The sequence below is a fragment of the Klenkia sp. AC732 genome (assembly GCF_979256525.1).
Window position 1 is genome coordinate 1 of the sequence record NZ_CEEDOS010000019.1, and the last position, 15,628, is coordinate 15,628.

16 protein-coding genes are annotated in these 15,628 nt (G+C 74.0%); 6 read left to right on the forward strand and 10 right to left on the reverse strand.

Annotation, left to right across the window (positions count from 1 at the left end):
- The 6 genes from AC0IVP_RS10815 to AC0IVP_RS10840 all read right to left on the reverse strand — a co-directional run.
- Window positions 1–1,471, reverse strand: a 1,471-nt coding sequence (locus AC0IVP_RS10815; protein ID WP_471756528.1) for a serine/threonine-protein kinase, incomplete at its 3' end; no start/stop codon positions are given.
- Between the two features lie 43 nt (window positions 1,472–1,514).
- Window positions 1,515–2,786, reverse strand: coding sequence for an iron uptake transporter deferrochelatase/peroxidase subunit (gene efeB / locus AC0IVP_RS10820; protein ID WP_471756530.1), 1,272 nt, complete (start codon window positions 2,784–2,786; stop codon window positions 1,515–1,517).
- Between the two features lie 34 nt (window positions 2,787–2,820).
- Entirely contained in the window at window positions 2,821–3,966 is a 1,146-nt protein-coding gene (gene efeO, locus AC0IVP_RS10825) for an iron uptake system protein EfeO (RefSeq protein WP_056296293.1), read from the reverse strand.
- Window positions 3,947–4,819, reverse strand: coding sequence for an iron uptake transporter permease EfeU (efeU, locus tag AC0IVP_RS10830; protein ID WP_082556953.1), 873 nt, complete (start codon window positions 4,817–4,819; stop codon window positions 3,947–3,949). The genes efeO and efeU overlap by 20 nt, the downstream gene beginning before the upstream one ends.
- A gap of 200 nt (window positions 4,820–5,019) precedes the next feature.
- Window positions 5,020–7,284 (reverse strand): catalase/peroxidase HPI, encoded by a 2,265-nt coding sequence (gene katG / locus AC0IVP_RS10835; protein ID WP_082556952.1) that lies wholly within the window; start codon window positions 7,282–7,284, stop codon window positions 5,020–5,022.
- Window positions 7,281–7,751: a Fur family transcriptional regulator gene (locus AC0IVP_RS10840; protein WP_056296764.1), complete on the reverse strand. Its 471-nt coding sequence runs from the start codon at window positions 7,749–7,751 to the stop codon at window positions 7,281–7,283. Before AC0IVP_RS10840 ends, katG begins: the two co-directional genes overlap by 4 nt.
- 314 nt (window positions 7,752–8,065) lie before the next feature.
- On the opposite strand from AC0IVP_RS10840, the gene AC0IVP_RS10845 reads away from it, so the two are divergent.
- From AC0IVP_RS10845 to AC0IVP_RS10860, 4 genes are read left to right on the forward strand one after another with little or no spacing between them, the layout of a single operon-like run.
- The gene (locus AC0IVP_RS10845; protein ID WP_056296290.1) at window positions 8,066–9,307 is read left to right on the forward strand and encodes a thiolase family protein; all 1,242 of its coding nucleotides are present in this window, start codon (window positions 8,066–8,068) and stop codon (window positions 9,305–9,307) included.
- Window positions 9,304–10,152: a 3-hydroxyacyl-CoA dehydrogenase family protein gene (locus AC0IVP_RS10850; RefSeq protein WP_471756532.1), complete on the forward strand. Its 849-nt coding sequence runs from the start codon at window positions 9,304–9,306 to the stop codon at window positions 10,150–10,152. Before AC0IVP_RS10845 ends, AC0IVP_RS10850 begins: the two co-directional genes overlap by 4 nt.
- A 10-nt stretch (window positions 10,153–10,162) precedes the next feature.
- Window positions 10,163–10,945 carry an enoyl-CoA hydratase/isomerase family protein gene (locus AC0IVP_RS10855; protein WP_471756534.1) on the forward strand — a complete coding sequence of 261 codons (783 nt, stop codon included), beginning with the start codon at window positions 10,163–10,165 and terminating at the stop codon, window positions 10,943–10,945.
- A complete protein-coding gene (locus AC0IVP_RS10860; protein WP_471756536.1) occupies window positions 10,942–11,613 on the forward strand; it encodes a histidine phosphatase family protein in 672 nt (223 codons plus the stop codon). The genes AC0IVP_RS10855 and AC0IVP_RS10860 overlap by 4 nt, the downstream gene beginning before the upstream one ends.
- A 35-nt stretch (window positions 11,614–11,648) precedes the next feature.
- Here AC0IVP_RS10860 and AC0IVP_RS10865 read toward each other — a convergent pair whose 3' ends face one another.
- Both AC0IVP_RS10865 and AC0IVP_RS10870 read right to left on the reverse strand, forming a co-directional pair.
- Window positions 11,649–11,858: a hypothetical protein gene (locus AC0IVP_RS10865; protein WP_056296754.1), complete on the reverse strand. Its 210-nt coding sequence runs from the start codon at window positions 11,856–11,858 to the stop codon at window positions 11,649–11,651.
- Between the two features lie 127 nt (window positions 11,859–11,985).
- Window positions 11,986–12,828, reverse strand: coding sequence for an aldo/keto reductase (locus AC0IVP_RS10870; RefSeq protein ID WP_471756538.1), 843 nt, complete (start codon window positions 12,826–12,828; stop codon window positions 11,986–11,988).
- Window positions 12,829–12,901: 73 nt separating this feature from the next.
- Between AC0IVP_RS10870 and AC0IVP_RS10875 the strand changes: the two genes are divergently transcribed.
- On the forward strand, window positions 12,902–13,537 hold the full coding sequence (locus AC0IVP_RS10875; RefSeq protein WP_471756540.1) for an MBL fold metallo-hydrolase: 636 nt from the start codon (window positions 12,902–12,904) through the stop codon (window positions 13,535–13,537).
- 48 nt (window positions 13,538–13,585) lie between these two features.
- Window positions 13,586–13,870: a hypothetical protein gene (locus tag AC0IVP_RS10880; RefSeq protein WP_056296279.1), complete on the forward strand. Its 285-nt coding sequence runs from the start codon at window positions 13,586–13,588 to the stop codon at window positions 13,868–13,870.
- A gap of 45 nt (window positions 13,871–13,915) precedes the next feature.
- Here AC0IVP_RS10880 and AC0IVP_RS10885 read toward each other — a convergent pair whose 3' ends face one another.
- Together AC0IVP_RS10885 and AC0IVP_RS10890 are read right to left on the reverse strand one after the other, a co-directional pair.
- The gene (locus AC0IVP_RS10885) at window positions 13,916–15,025 is read right to left on the reverse strand and encodes an alpha/beta hydrolase family protein (protein ID WP_056296276.1); all 1,110 of its coding nucleotides are present in this window, start codon (window positions 15,023–15,025) and stop codon (window positions 13,916–13,918) included.
- Between the two features lie 114 nt (window positions 15,026–15,139).
- Window positions 15,140–15,613, reverse strand: a complete 474-nt coding sequence (locus AC0IVP_RS10890; protein ID WP_471756542.1) for an SRPBCC family protein — start codon at window positions 15,611–15,613, stop codon at window positions 15,140–15,142.
- Window positions 15,614–15,628: the final 15 nt, after the last annotated feature.

Consider the following 15,628-nt stretch of genomic DNA (forward strand, 5'->3'; position numbering starts at 1 on the left):
CCTCGCCGTGGCGCAGCAGGTGGACGACGGTGGGCTCGGGGGCGGGCAGTGGCAGCTCGCCGACGGTCGGCGCGGGCGCGCCCACCGTGGTCGCTGGTGCGGGCGCGGGCTGGCCGGTGTGGGTCACCGTGACCTCCGCGCCGGCGGCCAGCGGCGTCCCGGCGGGCGCCACCTCGACCACGACCCCCGCTGCCGCGTCGCCCGCGGCCGTCTCCACGGAGACGACGGTGAGACCCAGCGCGGTCAGCTCCGCGGTCACGTCGGCCAGCGGCCGGCCCACGTAGGCCGCCGGGTCCAGGGTCACCGTCGGCTCGGTCTCGGCGGGGGCCGCCGACGTGGTGGTCGGCCCGGCTGCGGGCACCGGCTCCTCGGTGTCCCGGCCGATGCCCAGCAGCAGCGCGACGCCCACCCCCACCAGGACCAGCGCGCCCAGGACACCGGCCAGCAGCAGCGGCCGGCGCCGTCCACGGGGCCCGTCGTCGTCGGGCCCGGCGTCCTCAGGCCCCTCGTCATCGGGACCCTCGTCATCGGGCCCGTAGCCGGGCAGCGGGGTCTCCCCCGACACCAGACCCGGGTCCAGCAGCGCCGTCACCCCGGCCGGGGGCACCAGGTCCAGCAGCTCGGTGCCGGCGGTGGAGGGGTCGCCCGCACGGGCCCGGGCCACCGCGGCGACGACGGCGTCGCCGTCGGCGAGCCGCCGGTGCGGGTCCTTCACCAGCATCGCGGCCACCAGGTCGCGGACCGGCGCGGGCACCGAGGACGGCAGCGCCGGCGGCTCGTCCCGGATCTGGCTCAGCGCCACCGCCACGGAGCTCTCGCCCTCGAAGGCGCGGCGGCCGGCGAGCAGCTCGTAGGCGACCATGCCCAGGGCGTAGACGTCGCTGGCCGGCGTGGCCGCGCGGCCCTCGGCCTGCTCGGGCGAGAGGTAGTGCGCGGTGCCGATGACCTGGCCGGTGAGGGTCAGCGAGACGCTCTCCGCAGACCAGGCGATGCCGAAGTCGGTGACCGCGACCGACCCGTCGTAGCGGACCAGCACGTTGCCCGGCTTCACGTCGCGGTGCACGATGCCGACCTCGTGCGCGGCGGCCAGCCCGGCCGCGGTCTGGGCGACCACCTCCAGCACCTGGTCGGCCGGCAGCGCCCCCTCCCGCCGGACGACGTCGGCGAGGGACTCCCCGACGACCAGCTCCATCACCAGGTAGGCCAGGTGCTCGCCGTCGGTCGCCTCGGTCTCGCCGTAGTCGAAGACGGCGACGACGTTGCGGTGGTGCAGCAGCGCGGTGTGCCGGGCCTCGGCGCGGAAGCGGGCCAGGAACCCCTCGTCCCCGGCGTACTCGCTGCGCAGCACCTTGACCGCGACCGGGCGGCCCAGCCGCTGGTCGTGCGCCCGCCAGACCCGGCCCATGCCGCCGGTGGCGATCAGCGACCGGAGTTCGTACCGGTCACCGAAGACGCGGGTCGCTGGGTCCACCCGCCCATGGTGCCCGGTGGCCCCGGGGACGTCGACGGACCGCTCAGCCGAAGAGCGCGCGCCCCCACCAGTCGTCGGGGCCCTGGACGCCCGGCGGGCAGGCGAAGACCGCCGAGGAGGTGTGCTGGACGTACTCGTTCATCGCGTCCAGCCGCAGGTTGCGCTGCACCTGGACGAACCCGGTCTCCGGCGCCGACTGGTAGCAGATGAAGAACAGCCCGGCGTCGAGGCGGCCCAGGCCGTCGGAGCCGTCGACGAAGCTGTAGCCGCGGCGCAGGATCGCCGTCCCCGAGTTGGTGGGGTGGGCCAGGAAGACGTGCGAGGTCTCCGGGACGGCGAACTCGCCGTCGACCTGGGCGGTGAAGTCGACCGGGTCGAACTCCCCGCGCTGGCCCAGCGGCGCGCCACTGCCCTTCTTCCGGCCGATGGTCTGCTCCTGCTCGATGAGCGTGGAGGTGTCCCAGGGCTCGATCCGCATCCGGATGCGGCGGCTGACCAGGTAGGAACCGCCGTCCATCCAGGACCCGGTCCCCGACACCCAGACGAACCGGTCCAGGGTCTCGGGCTGCTCGGCCTTGAGGTTGTCGGTGCCGTCCTTGAAGCCGAACAGGTTGCGCGGGGTCGCCTGGGCCGAAGAGGTGGACGACGTCCGGCCGAAGCCGAGCTGCGACCAGCGGACGCCGAGCACGCCGGCGGCCAGCCGGGACAGGTTGCGGATGGCGTGCACCGCGACCTGGGGGTCGTTGGCGCAGGCCTGCACGCAGACGTCGCCGCCGCTGATCGCCGGGTCGAGGGCGTCGCCGGGGAACGCGGGGAGCTCGGTGAGCTCGGCGGGCTGCCGGTCCGCGAGGCCGAAGCGGTCGACGCCCTCGGCGGTGCGGAAGAGGGTGGGGCCGAACCCGACGGTCAGGGTGAGCCCGGCCGGGGGCAGGTCGATGGCCTCGCCGGTGTCGTCCGGCGGGGCGTACTCGCTGCCCGCGGTGGCCCCGATGGGGCCGGCGTCCTGGCCCTGGGTCATCCGCCGGGCGGCGGCGGTCCAGGCCTGCAGCACCTCGACCAGGGCGTCCCGGTCGTCGGTGAGGACGTCGAAGGCCACGAAGTGCAGCCGGTCCTGGGCCGGGGTGACGATCCCGGCCTGGTGGGCGCCGTGGAACGCCACCGCCTCGGTGACGCCCGCACCGGCGGCGGCCGGCTCGTCGGCGGTGGCCCGCCCGATCACCCCGCCGGCCGCGCCGGCGGCGAGCACCCCTGCGGTGCCCGCGCCGGCGACGCCGAAGAACCGTCGACGGGACAACCCGCCCTGCTCGGCACCCACGACTGCTCCTCTGCCCGTCAACTCACCGGTCGGGTCACTGGTCGGCGACGACTGCCGCCACCTGGCTCACGGACTCGCTCAGCGCGGTGATGCTGTCGCTGAGACCGCGCAGCTGGTCCTCGGTGAGCGTGTCGTGCAACGCCCATCCGTCACCCTGACGGTACTGCTCCAGCTCGGCCTCCGTGGCGGCGAAGCGCTCGTCGATCTCGCCCACCAGCTCGGGGTCGGCCTCCTCCAGGAAGGGACGCAGCGCCTGGACGGCGGCCTCGGAGCCCTCGAGGTTGGCCGCGAAGTCCCACAGGTCGGTGTGCGAGTAGCGGTCCTCCTCGCCGGTGATCTTGCCGGTGGCGATCTCGTCGAGCAGGGCCTTGGCGCCGTTGGCCAGCTGCAGCGGGTCCAGGGTGACCTCGTTGGCCCGGGCGACGATCTCCTGCACGTTGGCCAGCAGGTCGTCGGCGTAGGGGCCCATGTCCGAGACGTCGCCGGTCTCCCACAGCGCCTGCTCGATGCGGTGGAAGCCGGTGAAGTCCTCGCCCTCGGCCTGGTCGCCCTCGCGGCCGTCGATCAGCGGGTCCAGGTCACCGAAGCTCTCGGCGACCGGCTCGATCCGCTCCCAGTAGGTGCGGGCGACCGGGAACAGCGCCTGCGCGGCCGGGACGTCACCGGCCTTGACGGCCTCGACGAACGCGGTGGTCTGCTCCAGCAAGGCGCCGGTCTGGCTCTGCACGTAGCGCTGGTAGTCCTCGCCGGCCTGCTGCAGGTTCTCGTCCTCGGACAGCTGCGCGGCCTCGCCGCTCACGACCAGGGCGTTGCGGATGCCGTCGCCGACCATGCCGGGCTTGCAGACGGTCTCGTAGTCCCCGGCGGGCAGCTCCACGAGCAGCTCGCGGGCGACCCCGGGGGCGATGTTCTCGACCTCGGCCATCACCCGGTCGCCCTCGGCGTAGACGTAGAACTCGGTGACCTTGCTGCCGGAGTTGGTCACCGTGAACTGGTGGGTGCCGGCCTCGAGCTCGCTGGTCGCGACGTCGCAGGTGTCGTCGCTGGCGGCGACGGCGATGTCGTCGCTGGCCTCCCCCGCCGTGGACCCGGAGTCGGTGGACCCCCCGCCGCAGGCGGCGAGCAGGGTGAGGGTCGCGAGGGAGGTCGCGGCGAGGGCGTTACGCAGGGGCGTCGACATGCTGGGTGCTCTCCGGGGTGGTCGTGCGGGGTGCCTGGGCGGCCGAGCGGCCGGGCAGGAGGAACAGGGCGAGCACCGGCACGAGGTAGGCCACGTAGGCCACCATCTCCAGCACCGTGGGCTGCGCCGAGACGTGGAAGACGCCGTCGAGGACCGCGCCCCACCAGCTGCCGGGGTCCAGCCAGCCGGAGGCGTCGTAGGCGTAGGTGGTGAGGCCGGGCAGCACGCCGGCCTCCTGGAAGTCGTGCACGCCGTACTTGAAGATCCCGGCCGCGATGAAGATCAGCAGCACACCCGAGACGGTGAAGAACCGGGACAGGTTGATCCGCACCGCACCGGCGTAGAGGGCGAAGCCCAGCACGACGGCGGTGGCCAGGCCCGCGAGCAGGCCGACCAGCGGGGTGGAGCTGACCGCGCCCTGCGCGGAGGCGAAGAAGAGCAGCGTCGTCTCCAGGCCCTCCCGGACCACCGAGGCGAACGCGATGCCCACGACGGCGCCCAGCCCCAGGCCGACGGCGTCGTCGAGCCGGCCGCGCAGCTCACCGGACAGCTTCCGGGCGGTGCGGCGCATCCAGAAGACCATCCAGGTCACCAGCGCGACGGCGATGACCGAGGTGATCGCGTCGAAGAGCTCCTGACCGGGCCCGCCGAGCACCGTCGTCGACACGTAGGACAGCGCGGCGCCGAACCCGACCGACAGCACCACGGCCGCGGCGACCCCGCCCCAGACCGGGAGCAGGTGCTGCCGACGGCCGGTCTTGACCAGGTAGGCGACCAGGACCGAGACGATGAGGACCATCTCCAGGCCCTCACGCAGACCGATGAGGTAGCTGGGGAAGAACACCGATCCCACGGGACACACCTCCTGGCACGACGACGCCCCCGGCCGGTCCGACTGAGGGCAGGCTGACCTTAGGCGCCGTCTGCCGGTACGTACAGGCCTGCCAGACAGTTCCCAGCGGGACCCTGGTCACGACGGCGCCCGGGCCGGTCCTGGTGAGGACCGACCCGGGCGTCGTGGGTGGAGCTGGGTAACCGCGGTTTACCCGACGGTCAGCGCTGCAGCTCGAACCGGTCGAGCTCCATGACCTTGGTCCACGCGGCCGCGAAGTCCTGGGCGAACTTCTCGGTGGTGTCGTCGGAGGAGTAGACCTCGACGATGCCGCGCAGGATGGCGTTGGAGTTGAACACCAGGTCGGCGGCGGTGGCCGTGCGCACCACGGTGCCCTCGGCGTCCACACCGTCGTAGACGCCCTCGTCGTCCCGCGAGGTCCGCCACGAGATGCCCAGGTCCAGCACCGTCCGGAAGAAGTCCTGGGACAGGACGCCGACCCGGTCGGTGAAGACACCGTGCTGCACGCCGCCGGTGTTGGCGCCGAGCACGCGGAGCCCGCCGACGAGGACCGTCATCTCCCGGGCGGTGAGGCCCAGGTTGAAGGCCTTGTCGACCAGCAGCTGCTCGGGCTGCAGCTTGCTGCCAGGCAGCAGGTAGCTGCGGAAGCCGTCGGCCTTGGGCTCGAGCCACCGGAAGTTCTCCGGGTCGGTCTGCTCCTGGGTGGCGTCGGTGCGGCCGGGGGTGAAGCCCACGGTCACCGGGACGCCGGCGTCGGCGGCGGCCTTCTCCACCGCGGCGGTGCCGGCGAGGACGACCAGGTCGGCGAAGGAGACCTTCTTGCCGGTCTCGGCCTCGAAGGCGGCCTGGACCGACTCGATGGCCGGCAGCACGTCGGCGACGCCGGCGTTGACCGCCCAGTCGACCTGCGGCTGGAGCCGGATGCGGCCGCCGTTGGCGCCACCGCGCTTGTCGGTGTCGCGGTAGGACGCCGCAGCCGACCAGGCGGTGTGCACCAGCTGGGACACGGTCGGGCCCGAGGCCAGCAGGCGCGCCTTGAGGTCGGCGATCTCCGCCTCGCCCACGAGCTCGTGGTCGACGGCCGGGACCGGGTCCTGCCAGATGAGCTCCTCGGCCGGGACGTCGGGGCCCAGGTAGCGGCTCTTGGGGCCCATGTCGCGGTGCAGCAGCTTGAACCAGGCGCGGGCGTAGACGTCGGCGAAGTACTCGGGGTTCTCGTAGAAGTTCCGCGAGATCTCCCGGAAGCCGGGGTCCACGACCAGGGCCATGTCGGCGGTGCTCATCATCGGGGCGTTGCGCTTGCCCTCGATGTGGGCGTCGGGGACGAGCTCCTGCGCCTCGGGGTTGGTCGGGCCCCACTGCTTGGCGCCGGCCGGGCTGAGGGTCTTCTCCCAGTCGTAGCTGAAGAGCATCTCGAAGTAGGTGTTGTCCCACTGCGTGGGCGTGGGGGTCCACGCGCCCTCGAGGCCGCTGGTGATGGTGTCGGCGCCCTTGCCGGTGCCGTACTGGCTGATCCAGCCCAGGCCGTTGCCGTGCACGGGGCAGCCGGAGGGCTCGGGGCCGACCAGCTCGGGGTCCCCGGCGCCGTGGGTCTTGCCGAAGGTGTGCCCGCCGGCGACGAGCGCGACGGTCTCCTCGTCGTTCATGCCCATCCGGCTGAAGGTGACCCGGATGTCGTGGGCCGAGCCCAGCGGGTCCGGCTTGCCCTGCGGGCCCTCGGGGTTGACGTAGATCAGGCCCATGGTGACGGCGGCGAGGTGGCCGTCCTCCAGGTCCAGCGGGGTGTCGTCGGCGTAGCGCTCGTCGCCGAGCCAGGTGTCCTCGGGGCCCCAGAAGACCTCGTTGGGCTGCCAGGAGTCCTTGCGGCCGAAGGCGAAGCCGAAGGTCGGCAGGCCCATGTCGTCGTGGGCGACGTTGCCGGCGAGCACGAGCAGGTCGGCCCAGGAGATCTTGCGGCCGTACTTCTGCTTGATCGGCAGCAGCAGGCGGCGGGCCTTGTCCAGGTTGGCGTTGTCGGGCCAGCTGTTGAGCGGGGCGAAGCGCTGTCCGCCCTCGCCGCCGCCACCGCGGCCGTCGGCGCTGCGGTAGGTGCCCGCGGCGTGCCAGGACATCCGGATGAACAGCGGGCCGTAGTGGCCCCAGTCGGCCGGCCACCAGTCCTGCGAGGTGCGCATGACCTGGACGAGGTCGCGCTTGAGCTCCTCGACGTCGAGCTTGGCGAACTCGGCGGCGTAGTCGAAGTCCGCGCCCAGCGGGTCGGCGTCGGCGGCGGAGCGGTCGAGCACCCGCAGGTCGACCTGGTTGGGCCACCAGTCCTGCACCGAGCGGGGACGCCCGCCGTGCACCGGCTCCGGCGCCTTGATCGCCGGGTTCTCGCTCTCGCTGGTGCTGGCGGACTCGGTCTTGGCGACCTCGGTCTTGTCGTAGTCGGCGGCGTCGACGGTGGACTTGTCGTACTCGGTCACGGAGTGCCTCTCTCTTCGGGACGGTCGAGCGGGAGCGGTTCGATCGGTGCGGCGGAGCACGAGGGGCACCGGCCCCAGTAGATGACCTCGGCCTCGTCGATGACGAAGCCGTGGTCCTGGGAGGGGCTCAGGCAGGGCGCCTCGCCGACGGCGCAGTCGACGTCGGCGATGACGCCGCAGGAGCGGCAGACGACGTGGTGGTGGTTGTCCCCGACGCGGGCCTCGTAGCGGGCCACCGAGCCGGAGGGCTCGATGCGCCGCACCAGGCCGGAGCCGGTCAGCACCTTGAGGACGTCGTAGACGGCCTGGTGGGAGACCTCGGGCAGCTGCTCCCGGACCCGCCGGATGACGGTGTCGGTGCTGGCGTGCGGGTTCTCCCGGACGACGGCGAGCACGGCCAGGCGCGGGCGGGTCACGCGCAGGGCGACCCCGCGCAGCGACTGCTCGAGCTCGGACGTCGTGGGCACCACCCGAGCATGCCGGTTGTTCTTGAACGAGTCAAGGAAAGACCGGGTGGCCGCCGGACGACGGGACGGGGCAGGACCCGTTGACAGCGCGGGGGCCGGTCGCCACGGTGTCCGCGACACGGGGACCGCGGCCCGCCTCCGGACGCCGTGTCCCCGGCAGGGGTCGGCGGCGACGGGGCAGGTCGCCGACGCGCCCACGGTCCCCGCTCCCCCGGTCCCGCTGGACGGGAGCGGGGACTTGCCCGGCCCGTCGTCCTGCACGAGGGTGGGCATTACTGACCGCACGGTCAGTGAACCGGTCCTGAGGAGCGACGATGGCGTCCACCCGCGAGGTCTTCCTGGTCGACGGGGTGCGCACACCCCAGGGCCGCTACGGCGGCGCACTGGCCGGCATCCGGCCCGACGACCTGGCCGCGCTGGTGGTCGCCGAGGTGCTGCGCCGCTCGGGCGCGCCCGCCGACGCCGTCGAGGAGGTCGTGCTGGGCGCGGCCAACCAGGCCGGCGAGGACAACCGGGACGTCGCCCGGATGGCCGTGCTGCTGGCCGGGCTGCCCGACACCGTGCCCGGCTACACGACCAACCGGCTGTGCGCCTCGGGGCTGACCGCCACCGCCTCGGCCGCGGCGTCGATCCGGGCCGGCGAGCTGGACCTGGCGATCGCCGGCGGCGTCGAGTCGATGACCCGGGCGCCCTGGGTGATGGCCAAGCCGGGCACCCCGTGGGCCCGCCCGGGCGAGGTCGTGGACACCTCGCTGGGCTGGCGGTTCACCAACCCGGTCTTCGCCGCCGCCGACCGCGCCGTCGAGCACCCGGAGGACCCGGCCACCCGCAAGGTGACGCTGTCGATGGGCGAGACCGCCGAGGAGATCGCCGCGCTGGACGGCTGGACCCGGGACGACTGCGACGCCTTCGCCGTCCGCAGCCACACCCGCGCGGTCGCCGCCCAGGAGGCCGGCCGGTTCGACGCCGAGGTGCTCGCCGTGGAGGTGCCCGGCAGGAAGGGCAGCACCACCGTCAGCGCCGACGAGGGCCCCCGCCCGGGCTCCTCGATGGAGTCACTCGCCACGCTCAAACCGGTCTTCCGCACCGGCGGCGTGGTCACCGCGGGCAACAGCTCCCCCCTCTCGGACGGCGCCGCCGCCCTGGTGCTGGCCAGCGCCGACGCCGTCGAGCGGCACGGGCTGACCCCGCGCGCCCGGGTCGTGGTCTCGGCCAGCGCCGGCGTCGCGCCGAACGTGATGGGCCTGGGACCGGTGCCCGCGACCGAGAAGGCACTGGCCAAGGCCGGCTGGACCGTCGCCGACCTGGACGCCGTCGAGCTCAACGAGGCCTTCGCCGCCCAGTCCCTCGGGGTGCTGAGGCGCCTGGGGATCGACGAGGAGGTCGTCAACGCCGACGGTGGCGCGATCGCCCTGGGCCACCCGCTGGGCTGCTCCGGCGCCCGACTGCTGGTCACCCTGATGGGTCGCCTGGAGCGCGAGGGCGGCCGGCGCGGGCTGGCCACGCTGTGCGTCGGCGTCGGCCAGGGCGTGTCGATGCTCGTGGAGCGGGTGTGACCCCGCGGCAGGTCGGCGTCGTCGGCGGCGGGCGGATGGGCGGCGGGATCGCCCAGGGCCTGCTGGGCACCGGCGCGCAGGTCCACGTCGTCGAGGCCGGGGACGAGGCGGCCGAGGCCGCGCGGGCCCGGATCGCCGCCGGGCTCGAGGAGGCCGACCGGCGCGGCAAGCTCACCGGGACCGTCGAGGAGTCGCTGTCCCGGCTGGTCCTGGTGGACACCCCCGCCGACCTGCCGCCGGGCCTGTCGCTGGTGGTCGAGGCGGTGCCCGAGGTGCCGGCGCTGAAGATCGAGGTGCTGCGCGCCGCCGAGGCCGCGATCGGCCTGGACGCGGTGCTGGCCACCAACACCAGCTCGCTGTCGGTGACCGAGCTGGCCGCGGCCCTGCAGCGCCCGGCCCGGTTCGTCGGCATGCACTTCTTCAACCCGGTCCCGGCGTCGAAGCTGGTCGAGGTCGTCGTGGCCGCCGAGACCGCCGACGACGTCGTCGCGACCGCGCAGGCGTGGGTGCGCGAGCTGGGCAAGACCGACGTCGTCGTCCGGGACTCCCCCGGGTTCGCCTCCTCCCGGCTGGGCGTGCTGCTGGGCCTGGAGGCGATCCGGATGCTGGAGGAGGGCGTGGCCTCCGCGGAGGCCATCGACCAGGCCATGGAGCTGGGCTACCGGCACCCCATGGGCCCGCTGCGCTCGACCGACCTGGTCGGGCTGGACGTCCGGCTGGCGATCGCCGAGTACCTGGCCGGGGAGCTGGGCGACCGCTTCGCCCCGCCGCAGCTGCTGCGTGACAAGGTGGCCGCCGGTGACCTGGGCCGCAAGACCGGCCGCGGGTTCCACGACTACTCCTGAGGGGACGACGATGTCTCAGAGCCAGACCGTCACGCGCACGGACGCCGACGGCGTCGCCACGATCACGCTGCTGGTGCCGGGCCTGTCCCGGCAGTCCCGGGCCGACCTGACCGAGACGATCCGGGCGGTCGCTGCGGACGAGTCGGTGCGCGCGGTGGTGCTCACCGGCTCGGGCCGGGCGTTCTGCGTCGGGCAGGACCTGGCCGAGCACGTCCAGGCGCTGCGCGGGGACGCCAGCACCTCCCTGGACGTCGTCGCGGACTCCTACAACCCGATGGTGCTGGCGTTCACCGCGCTGCGGGTGCCGACGGTCGTGGCGGTCAACGGTGCGTGCGTGGGCGCCGGGCTGGGCCTGGCGCTGCGCGGTGACCTGCGCGTCGCCGCCGCCGGGGCCAAGTTCGGCACCGCGTTCGCCGGCATCGGGCTGGGCAGCGACTCCGCGCTGGCCTCGGCGCTGGTGCACTCGGTGGGCGGCTCGCGGGCCACCGAGCTCCTGCTCTTCCCGGACACCTTCACCGCGGAGACGGCCGGCGAGTGGGGCCTGGTGCACCACGTGGTGCCCGCCGAGGACGTGCTGGCCACCGCCCAGCAGCTGGCGGGGCGGCTGGCGGCCGGCCCGACGGCGGCCTACCGGGCGATCAAGGAGGTCCTGGCGACGGCGGCCACCGACTCCCTGGAGGACACCCTGGCGCTGGAGGGGCGGCTGCAGAAGGCCCTGGGGCAGACGCACGACCACATCGAGGCGGTCGAGGCGTTCCTGGCCAAGCGGGCCCCGGACTTCACCGGCCGGTGACCGGTCCGCTGCCCGCGGGCCGGCTGCTGCTGGTCCGGCACGGCCAGTCCGAGGCCAACGTGGCCCTGCGGCTGGACTCGCTGCCGCCGGGTGCCCCGCTGACCGGCGACGGACAGGAGCAGGCCCGGGTGCTGGTGGAGACGCTGGCGGACACGCCGGTGTCGGCCGTGCTGGCCTCCCGGGCGACCCGGGCGCAAGAGACGGCGGCCCCCCTGGCAGCGGCGCTCGGGCTGGACGTCGAGGTGGTCGACGGCGTCCAGGAGACGTTCGTCGGCGACCTCGAGGGACAGGCCGGGTGGCCGGTGCTGGAGGAGTACGACCGGGCCTACGGCCAGTGGTTCGCCGGCAGCCCGGGTGTCCGCCCGCCCGGGGGCGAGAGCGGCACGGAGGTGCTGGACCGGTACCTGCCCGTGGTGGCGCACCTGCGCGCGCGGCTGGAGGCCGATCCGCAGCGGTCGGTGGTGCTGGTCAGCCACGGGGCGGCGATCCGGTGGGTCACCACGTCGGTGTCCGACGTGCCCGCGGCGTTCGCGGTGTCCACGCACCTGGCGAACACCGAGCTGGTGGTCCTGGCGCCGGTCGGCGCGCATTGGTGGGTCTGCGAGCGCTACGGCCCGCACGTGCCGCCCTTCCTCGCCGTCGACACCACGGTGGCGCCGCCGGTCTGACCCGGGTCGGCCGGGTCGGTCCGTCCTGGTCGGGGTCAGTACAGGAGGTCCGCGCAGGCCTCGCAGGACTCGGCGTCGGCGCCGTCCCAGCGCTGCTCGACGTCGACGCGGGCCAGGGCGCCACAGACGGCGACCTCGCAGGCGCCGTCGACCTCGGAGGGGCTGCGGTGCAGTTCGACGGCGTGCCACAGGCCCGAGGTGCGGCCCTGGGCGGCGGCGAGGGTGAGGACGAGTTCGCTGGTCATGACCCCACCGTCGGCGTCCGCGCGGGTGATGTGCAGCCGCGTCACTGACGAACTCACCCGGACGGGTTGGTCAGGATCTCGCCCTCAAGGCCGGGAACGCGCAGGTGTGCATGCGTGTCCGCGACCCTCAGAACTCCTCCCAGGTGGCCGGGTCCTGCCGGGGATCGGTCCGCTCACCGGTCGCCAGGGTGTCCATCCGGGCCAGGTCGTCCTCGCCGAGGGCGAACCCGAAGACGTCGAGGTTCTCCCGCAGCCGCTCCACCGAGCTGGCCTTGGGGAAGGTCACCAGACCCTGCTGGACGTGCCAGCGCAGGACCACCTGGGCCGGGGTGACGCCGTGCTCGGCGGCGATCCCGGTGACGACGTCGTCGGTGAGCAGGTCGCCGCCGTTGGCCAGCGGGGACCAGGACTCGGTGACGATGCCGCGCCGGTCGTTCTCGGCGCGCAGCTCACGCTGGGGCAGCCGGGGGTGCACCTCGATCTGGTTGACCGCCGGGACGGTGCTGGCCTCCTCGCCCAGGCGGGCCAGGTGCTCGGGCAGGAAGTTGGAGACGCCGACCGCCCGGGTCAGTCCTTCGGCGGCCAGCTCCTGCAGGGCCTGCCAGGACTCCACGTAGCGGTCCAGCCGGGGCAGCGGCCAGTGCACGAGGTACAGGTCCACGTGGTCGAGCTGCAGGCGGCGCAGGCTGTCGGTGAGGGCCTGCTTGGCCTGGGCGTACCCCTGGTCGGCGCCGCGCAGCTTGGTGGAGACGAACACCTCCTCCCGCGGCAGGCCGGCGTCGCGCAGGCCCTGCCCCACGCCCACCTCGTTCTCGTACTCGGCCGCGGTGTCGACGAACCGGTAGCCGACGTCGAGGGCCTCGCGGACGAAGCGGCGGATCTCCTCGTCGCCGACCCGGGCGGTGCCCAGGCCCAGCTGCGGGATCTCGACGCCGTTGTCCAGCCGGACGGTGGGGGTGGGTGTCGTCACCGTCCCCTCCTGCCCCGTCCGGTCGTCCGGGGAAACCCAGCGGACCGGCGCGGACCGACATAGCGTCGGGCGCATGCAGCTCATCAAGCACGGTCACGCCTGCGTCGTCCTCTCCGACGGCGACCGGCGCCTGGTCCTGGACCCCGGGTCCCTCACCGAGGAGAGCGCCTGGGCCGGCGCCACGGCGGTGCTCATCACCCACGAGCACTTCGACCACCTCGACGTCGGCCGCACGAAGCAGGCCCTCGCCGACGACCCGGCCCTGGAGGTCTGGACCAACCGCTCGGTCGCCGAGCAGCTGGACGCCGGTGACCGGGTGCACGTCGTCGGCCACGGGGACGCCTTCACCGCCGCCGGCTTCGACGTGCAGGCCCACGGCGAGTTCCACGCCGTCATCCACCCCGACATCCCGCGGATCGCCAACGTCGGCTTCCTCGTCGACGGGCAGGTGTTCCACCCCGGTGACGCGCTCACCGACCCCGGCGTCGCCGTCCCGACGCTGCTGCTGCCCCTGCACGCGCCCTGGTCGAAGACCGGGGAGCTGATCGACTACCTGCGCCAGGTGGCCGCCCCGCAGGCCTACGCCGTGCACGACGGGCTGCTCAACGACACCGGTCTCGGCGCCATCACCGGGATGGTCGGCGAGCGCGGTCCGGGCACCCCGACGACGGTCACCCGGATCGCGCCCGGGGAGTCCGTGACGGTCTGAGTGCAGGCCCACGCTTCGTCGTCGGTGCGCGTGGGGTAGACCGTGCACATGCCAGCTGAGGACGCCCGTGAGGACTACGACATCGAGGAGCAGGGCGACCACGAGTACGTCGTGCGGCTCGTGGACCAGGGAGAGACCGTCGAGACGTGGTTCCGGCTGAGCCCGGCCGCCCTGGACCGGCTCGGGGTCAGCGAGGACGACGAGGAGGACCTCGTCGCCCGGACCGTGGACTTCCTGAAGAAGCACCAGGACGTCGCGGACTTCCCCGACATCGTCGAGATCGAGGACCTGCTGGCCAGCTACGACGACTACGAGGACGCCGTCTCCAGCTGAGCCGTCGCCCCGGTGCCCGCGGGACCGGGGTCAGCGGGTGCTGGGTCAGAGGGTGCTGGGCACCCCGGTCAGCCGGGGTGCCAGCCAGCGGGCGACGGCGAGGTACTTCTCGTCGGCGTGGTTGTCGACGCAGTGGTCGCCGTCGGCCCACTCCTGCCACGTCTTGTCCGTCGAGGCGGACAGGTCGTGGATGGGCCGGGCGTTGGCGATCTTGAAGACGGCGTCCCGCTTGCCGTGCTGGACCAGCAGCGGGCAGGTCAGCCCGGCCAGCGTCGCGGCGTCCAGCTCGAGGTCGTCCATCAGGGTCTTCGCGCCGTCGGCGTCGTCGGCCATGCCGAGCATCGCCTGCACCTTGGACAGGAACCGCGGGAAGCGGGTGTGCGTCTCGCTGGGCCGCACGGTGCCGCCGGTGACCACGCAGGCGGCGATCCGGTCGTCCCGGGCGGCGAGCAGGGCGGCGAGGTGGCCGCCCATGCTGTTGCCCCAGACGGCGACCCGGTCTCCGAGCCGGTCGTCGGCCAGCACGTGGCTCACGGCGGCGGACAGCGCGAGCTGGACGTCGCGGTCCAGGTGCAGGCCACCCAGCACCCGGGTCTCGCCCTGGCCGGGGGCGTCCAGCAGGAACAGCGCGACCCCGCGGTCGCGGACCAGCTCGGCACCGGCGGCGTACTCCTCGCGCCAGGCGTCCATGCCGCCCAGCACCATGACGACCGGTGGCCGGACGGCGCCGTGCGGGCGCAGCAACCAGCCGCGCAGGCTCTTCCCGGCCCACGGCACCTCGACGTGCTCGGCCGGCGGGTCCAGCAGCGCGCCGGCGGCCCCGAAGGAGTCGACCAGGTCGCGGTACAGCGCCTGCTTGGCGGGGCCGTCCTCCAGCGGGATCTGGCCGAAGCTGTAGCAGGCCGCGGCACGCAGGAACCTGTCCCGGGCGGTGGCGGTGTCCCCGACCTCCATCGCGGCGACGGCGGCGCGGGTCTGCCGGGCGGCGAGCCTGCCGGCGACGTCGGACCACGCGGAGCCGGCGGACACCCCGGCGTGCAGGGCGTCGGCGTCCCCGGCCTGCATGCCGTTGCCGACCATCCGGTGGCGGGGCATCGCGCGGATCAGCGCCGCGGCGGCGGCCTGCCACTCGACGGCCTGGACGACGGCGCTCATCGGGGCACGCTCGTGCGGGGTGCTGCGGGGCTCACGCCGTCCTCCTCGGGGCGGGCCGCGTCACTCGACCCTCTCCTGGTCAACGGTAGAGCTGATGCAGGGTTCCCGCCGGGTTCAGCCCCGACCGTCCACCTGGGCGATGTGCTCGGGCAGCTTGGCGAGCTCGCCGTCCACGGTGCGCTGGACCATGCGCCGGGTGGCGTTCCTCTGCACGAAGCGGACCAGCCCCGAGCCGCCGCGGGGCTGGTGGGTGACGGTGATGGTGACGTCGGTGCCCTCGCTGCCGCCCATGCCGGCGTCGGCGAGCTCGATCCTCGTCGTCCAGGTCTCCGGCGTGAGGTCCAGCCTGGTGACGACGACCCGGGCCGGCGTCCACTCGACGATGGTGCCCTTCGGCGCTCCCTCGTCCGGCGCGCGCCCCTCGTCGAGCCGGCCGGGCGCGCAGACGAACGTCGTCCCGGTGCCGGCCGGGCCGTCGGCGACGTAGGAGACGTCGCAGACCGCGCAGTAGGGGTGCAGGACGGCGAGCGCGCGCCAGACGTCCTCGCGGCGGTCGGGCACGCGGCGGGTACCGCTGGCGGTGGTCATGCGGCTCCAGACGTC

Excerpts from the sequence above, each read along its gene's own strand:
- efeO (WP_056296293.1), bottom strand. The coding sequence starts at position 3,966 with ATGTCGACGCCCCTGCGTAACGCCCTCGCCGCGACCTCCCTCGCGACC.
- AC0IVP_RS10845 (WP_056296290.1), top strand. The coding sequence starts at position 8,066 with ATGGCGTCCACCCGCGAGGTCTTCCTGGTCGACGGGGTGCGCACACCC.
- AC0IVP_RS10855 (WP_471756534.1), top strand. The coding sequence starts at position 10,163 with ATGTCTCAGAGCCAGACCGTCACGCGCACGGACGCCGACGGCGTCGCC.
- AC0IVP_RS10865 (WP_056296754.1), bottom strand. The coding sequence starts at position 11,858 with ATGACCAGCGAACTCGTCCTCACCCTCGCCGCCGCCCAGGGCCGCACC.
- AC0IVP_RS10875 (WP_471756540.1), top strand. The coding sequence starts at position 12,902 with ATGCAGCTCATCAAGCACGGTCACGCCTGCGTCGTCCTCTCCGACGGC.
- AC0IVP_RS10880 (WP_056296279.1), top strand. The coding sequence starts at position 13,586 with ATGCCAGCTGAGGACGCCCGTGAGGACTACGACATCGAGGAGCAGGGC.
- AC0IVP_RS10885 (WP_056296276.1), bottom strand. The coding sequence starts at position 15,025 with ATGAGCGCCGTCGTCCAGGCCGTCGAGTGGCAGGCCGCCGCCGCGGCG.
- AC0IVP_RS10890 (WP_471756542.1), bottom strand. The coding sequence starts at position 15,613 with ATGACCACCGCCAGCGGTACCCGCCGCGTGCCCGACCGCCGCGAGGAC.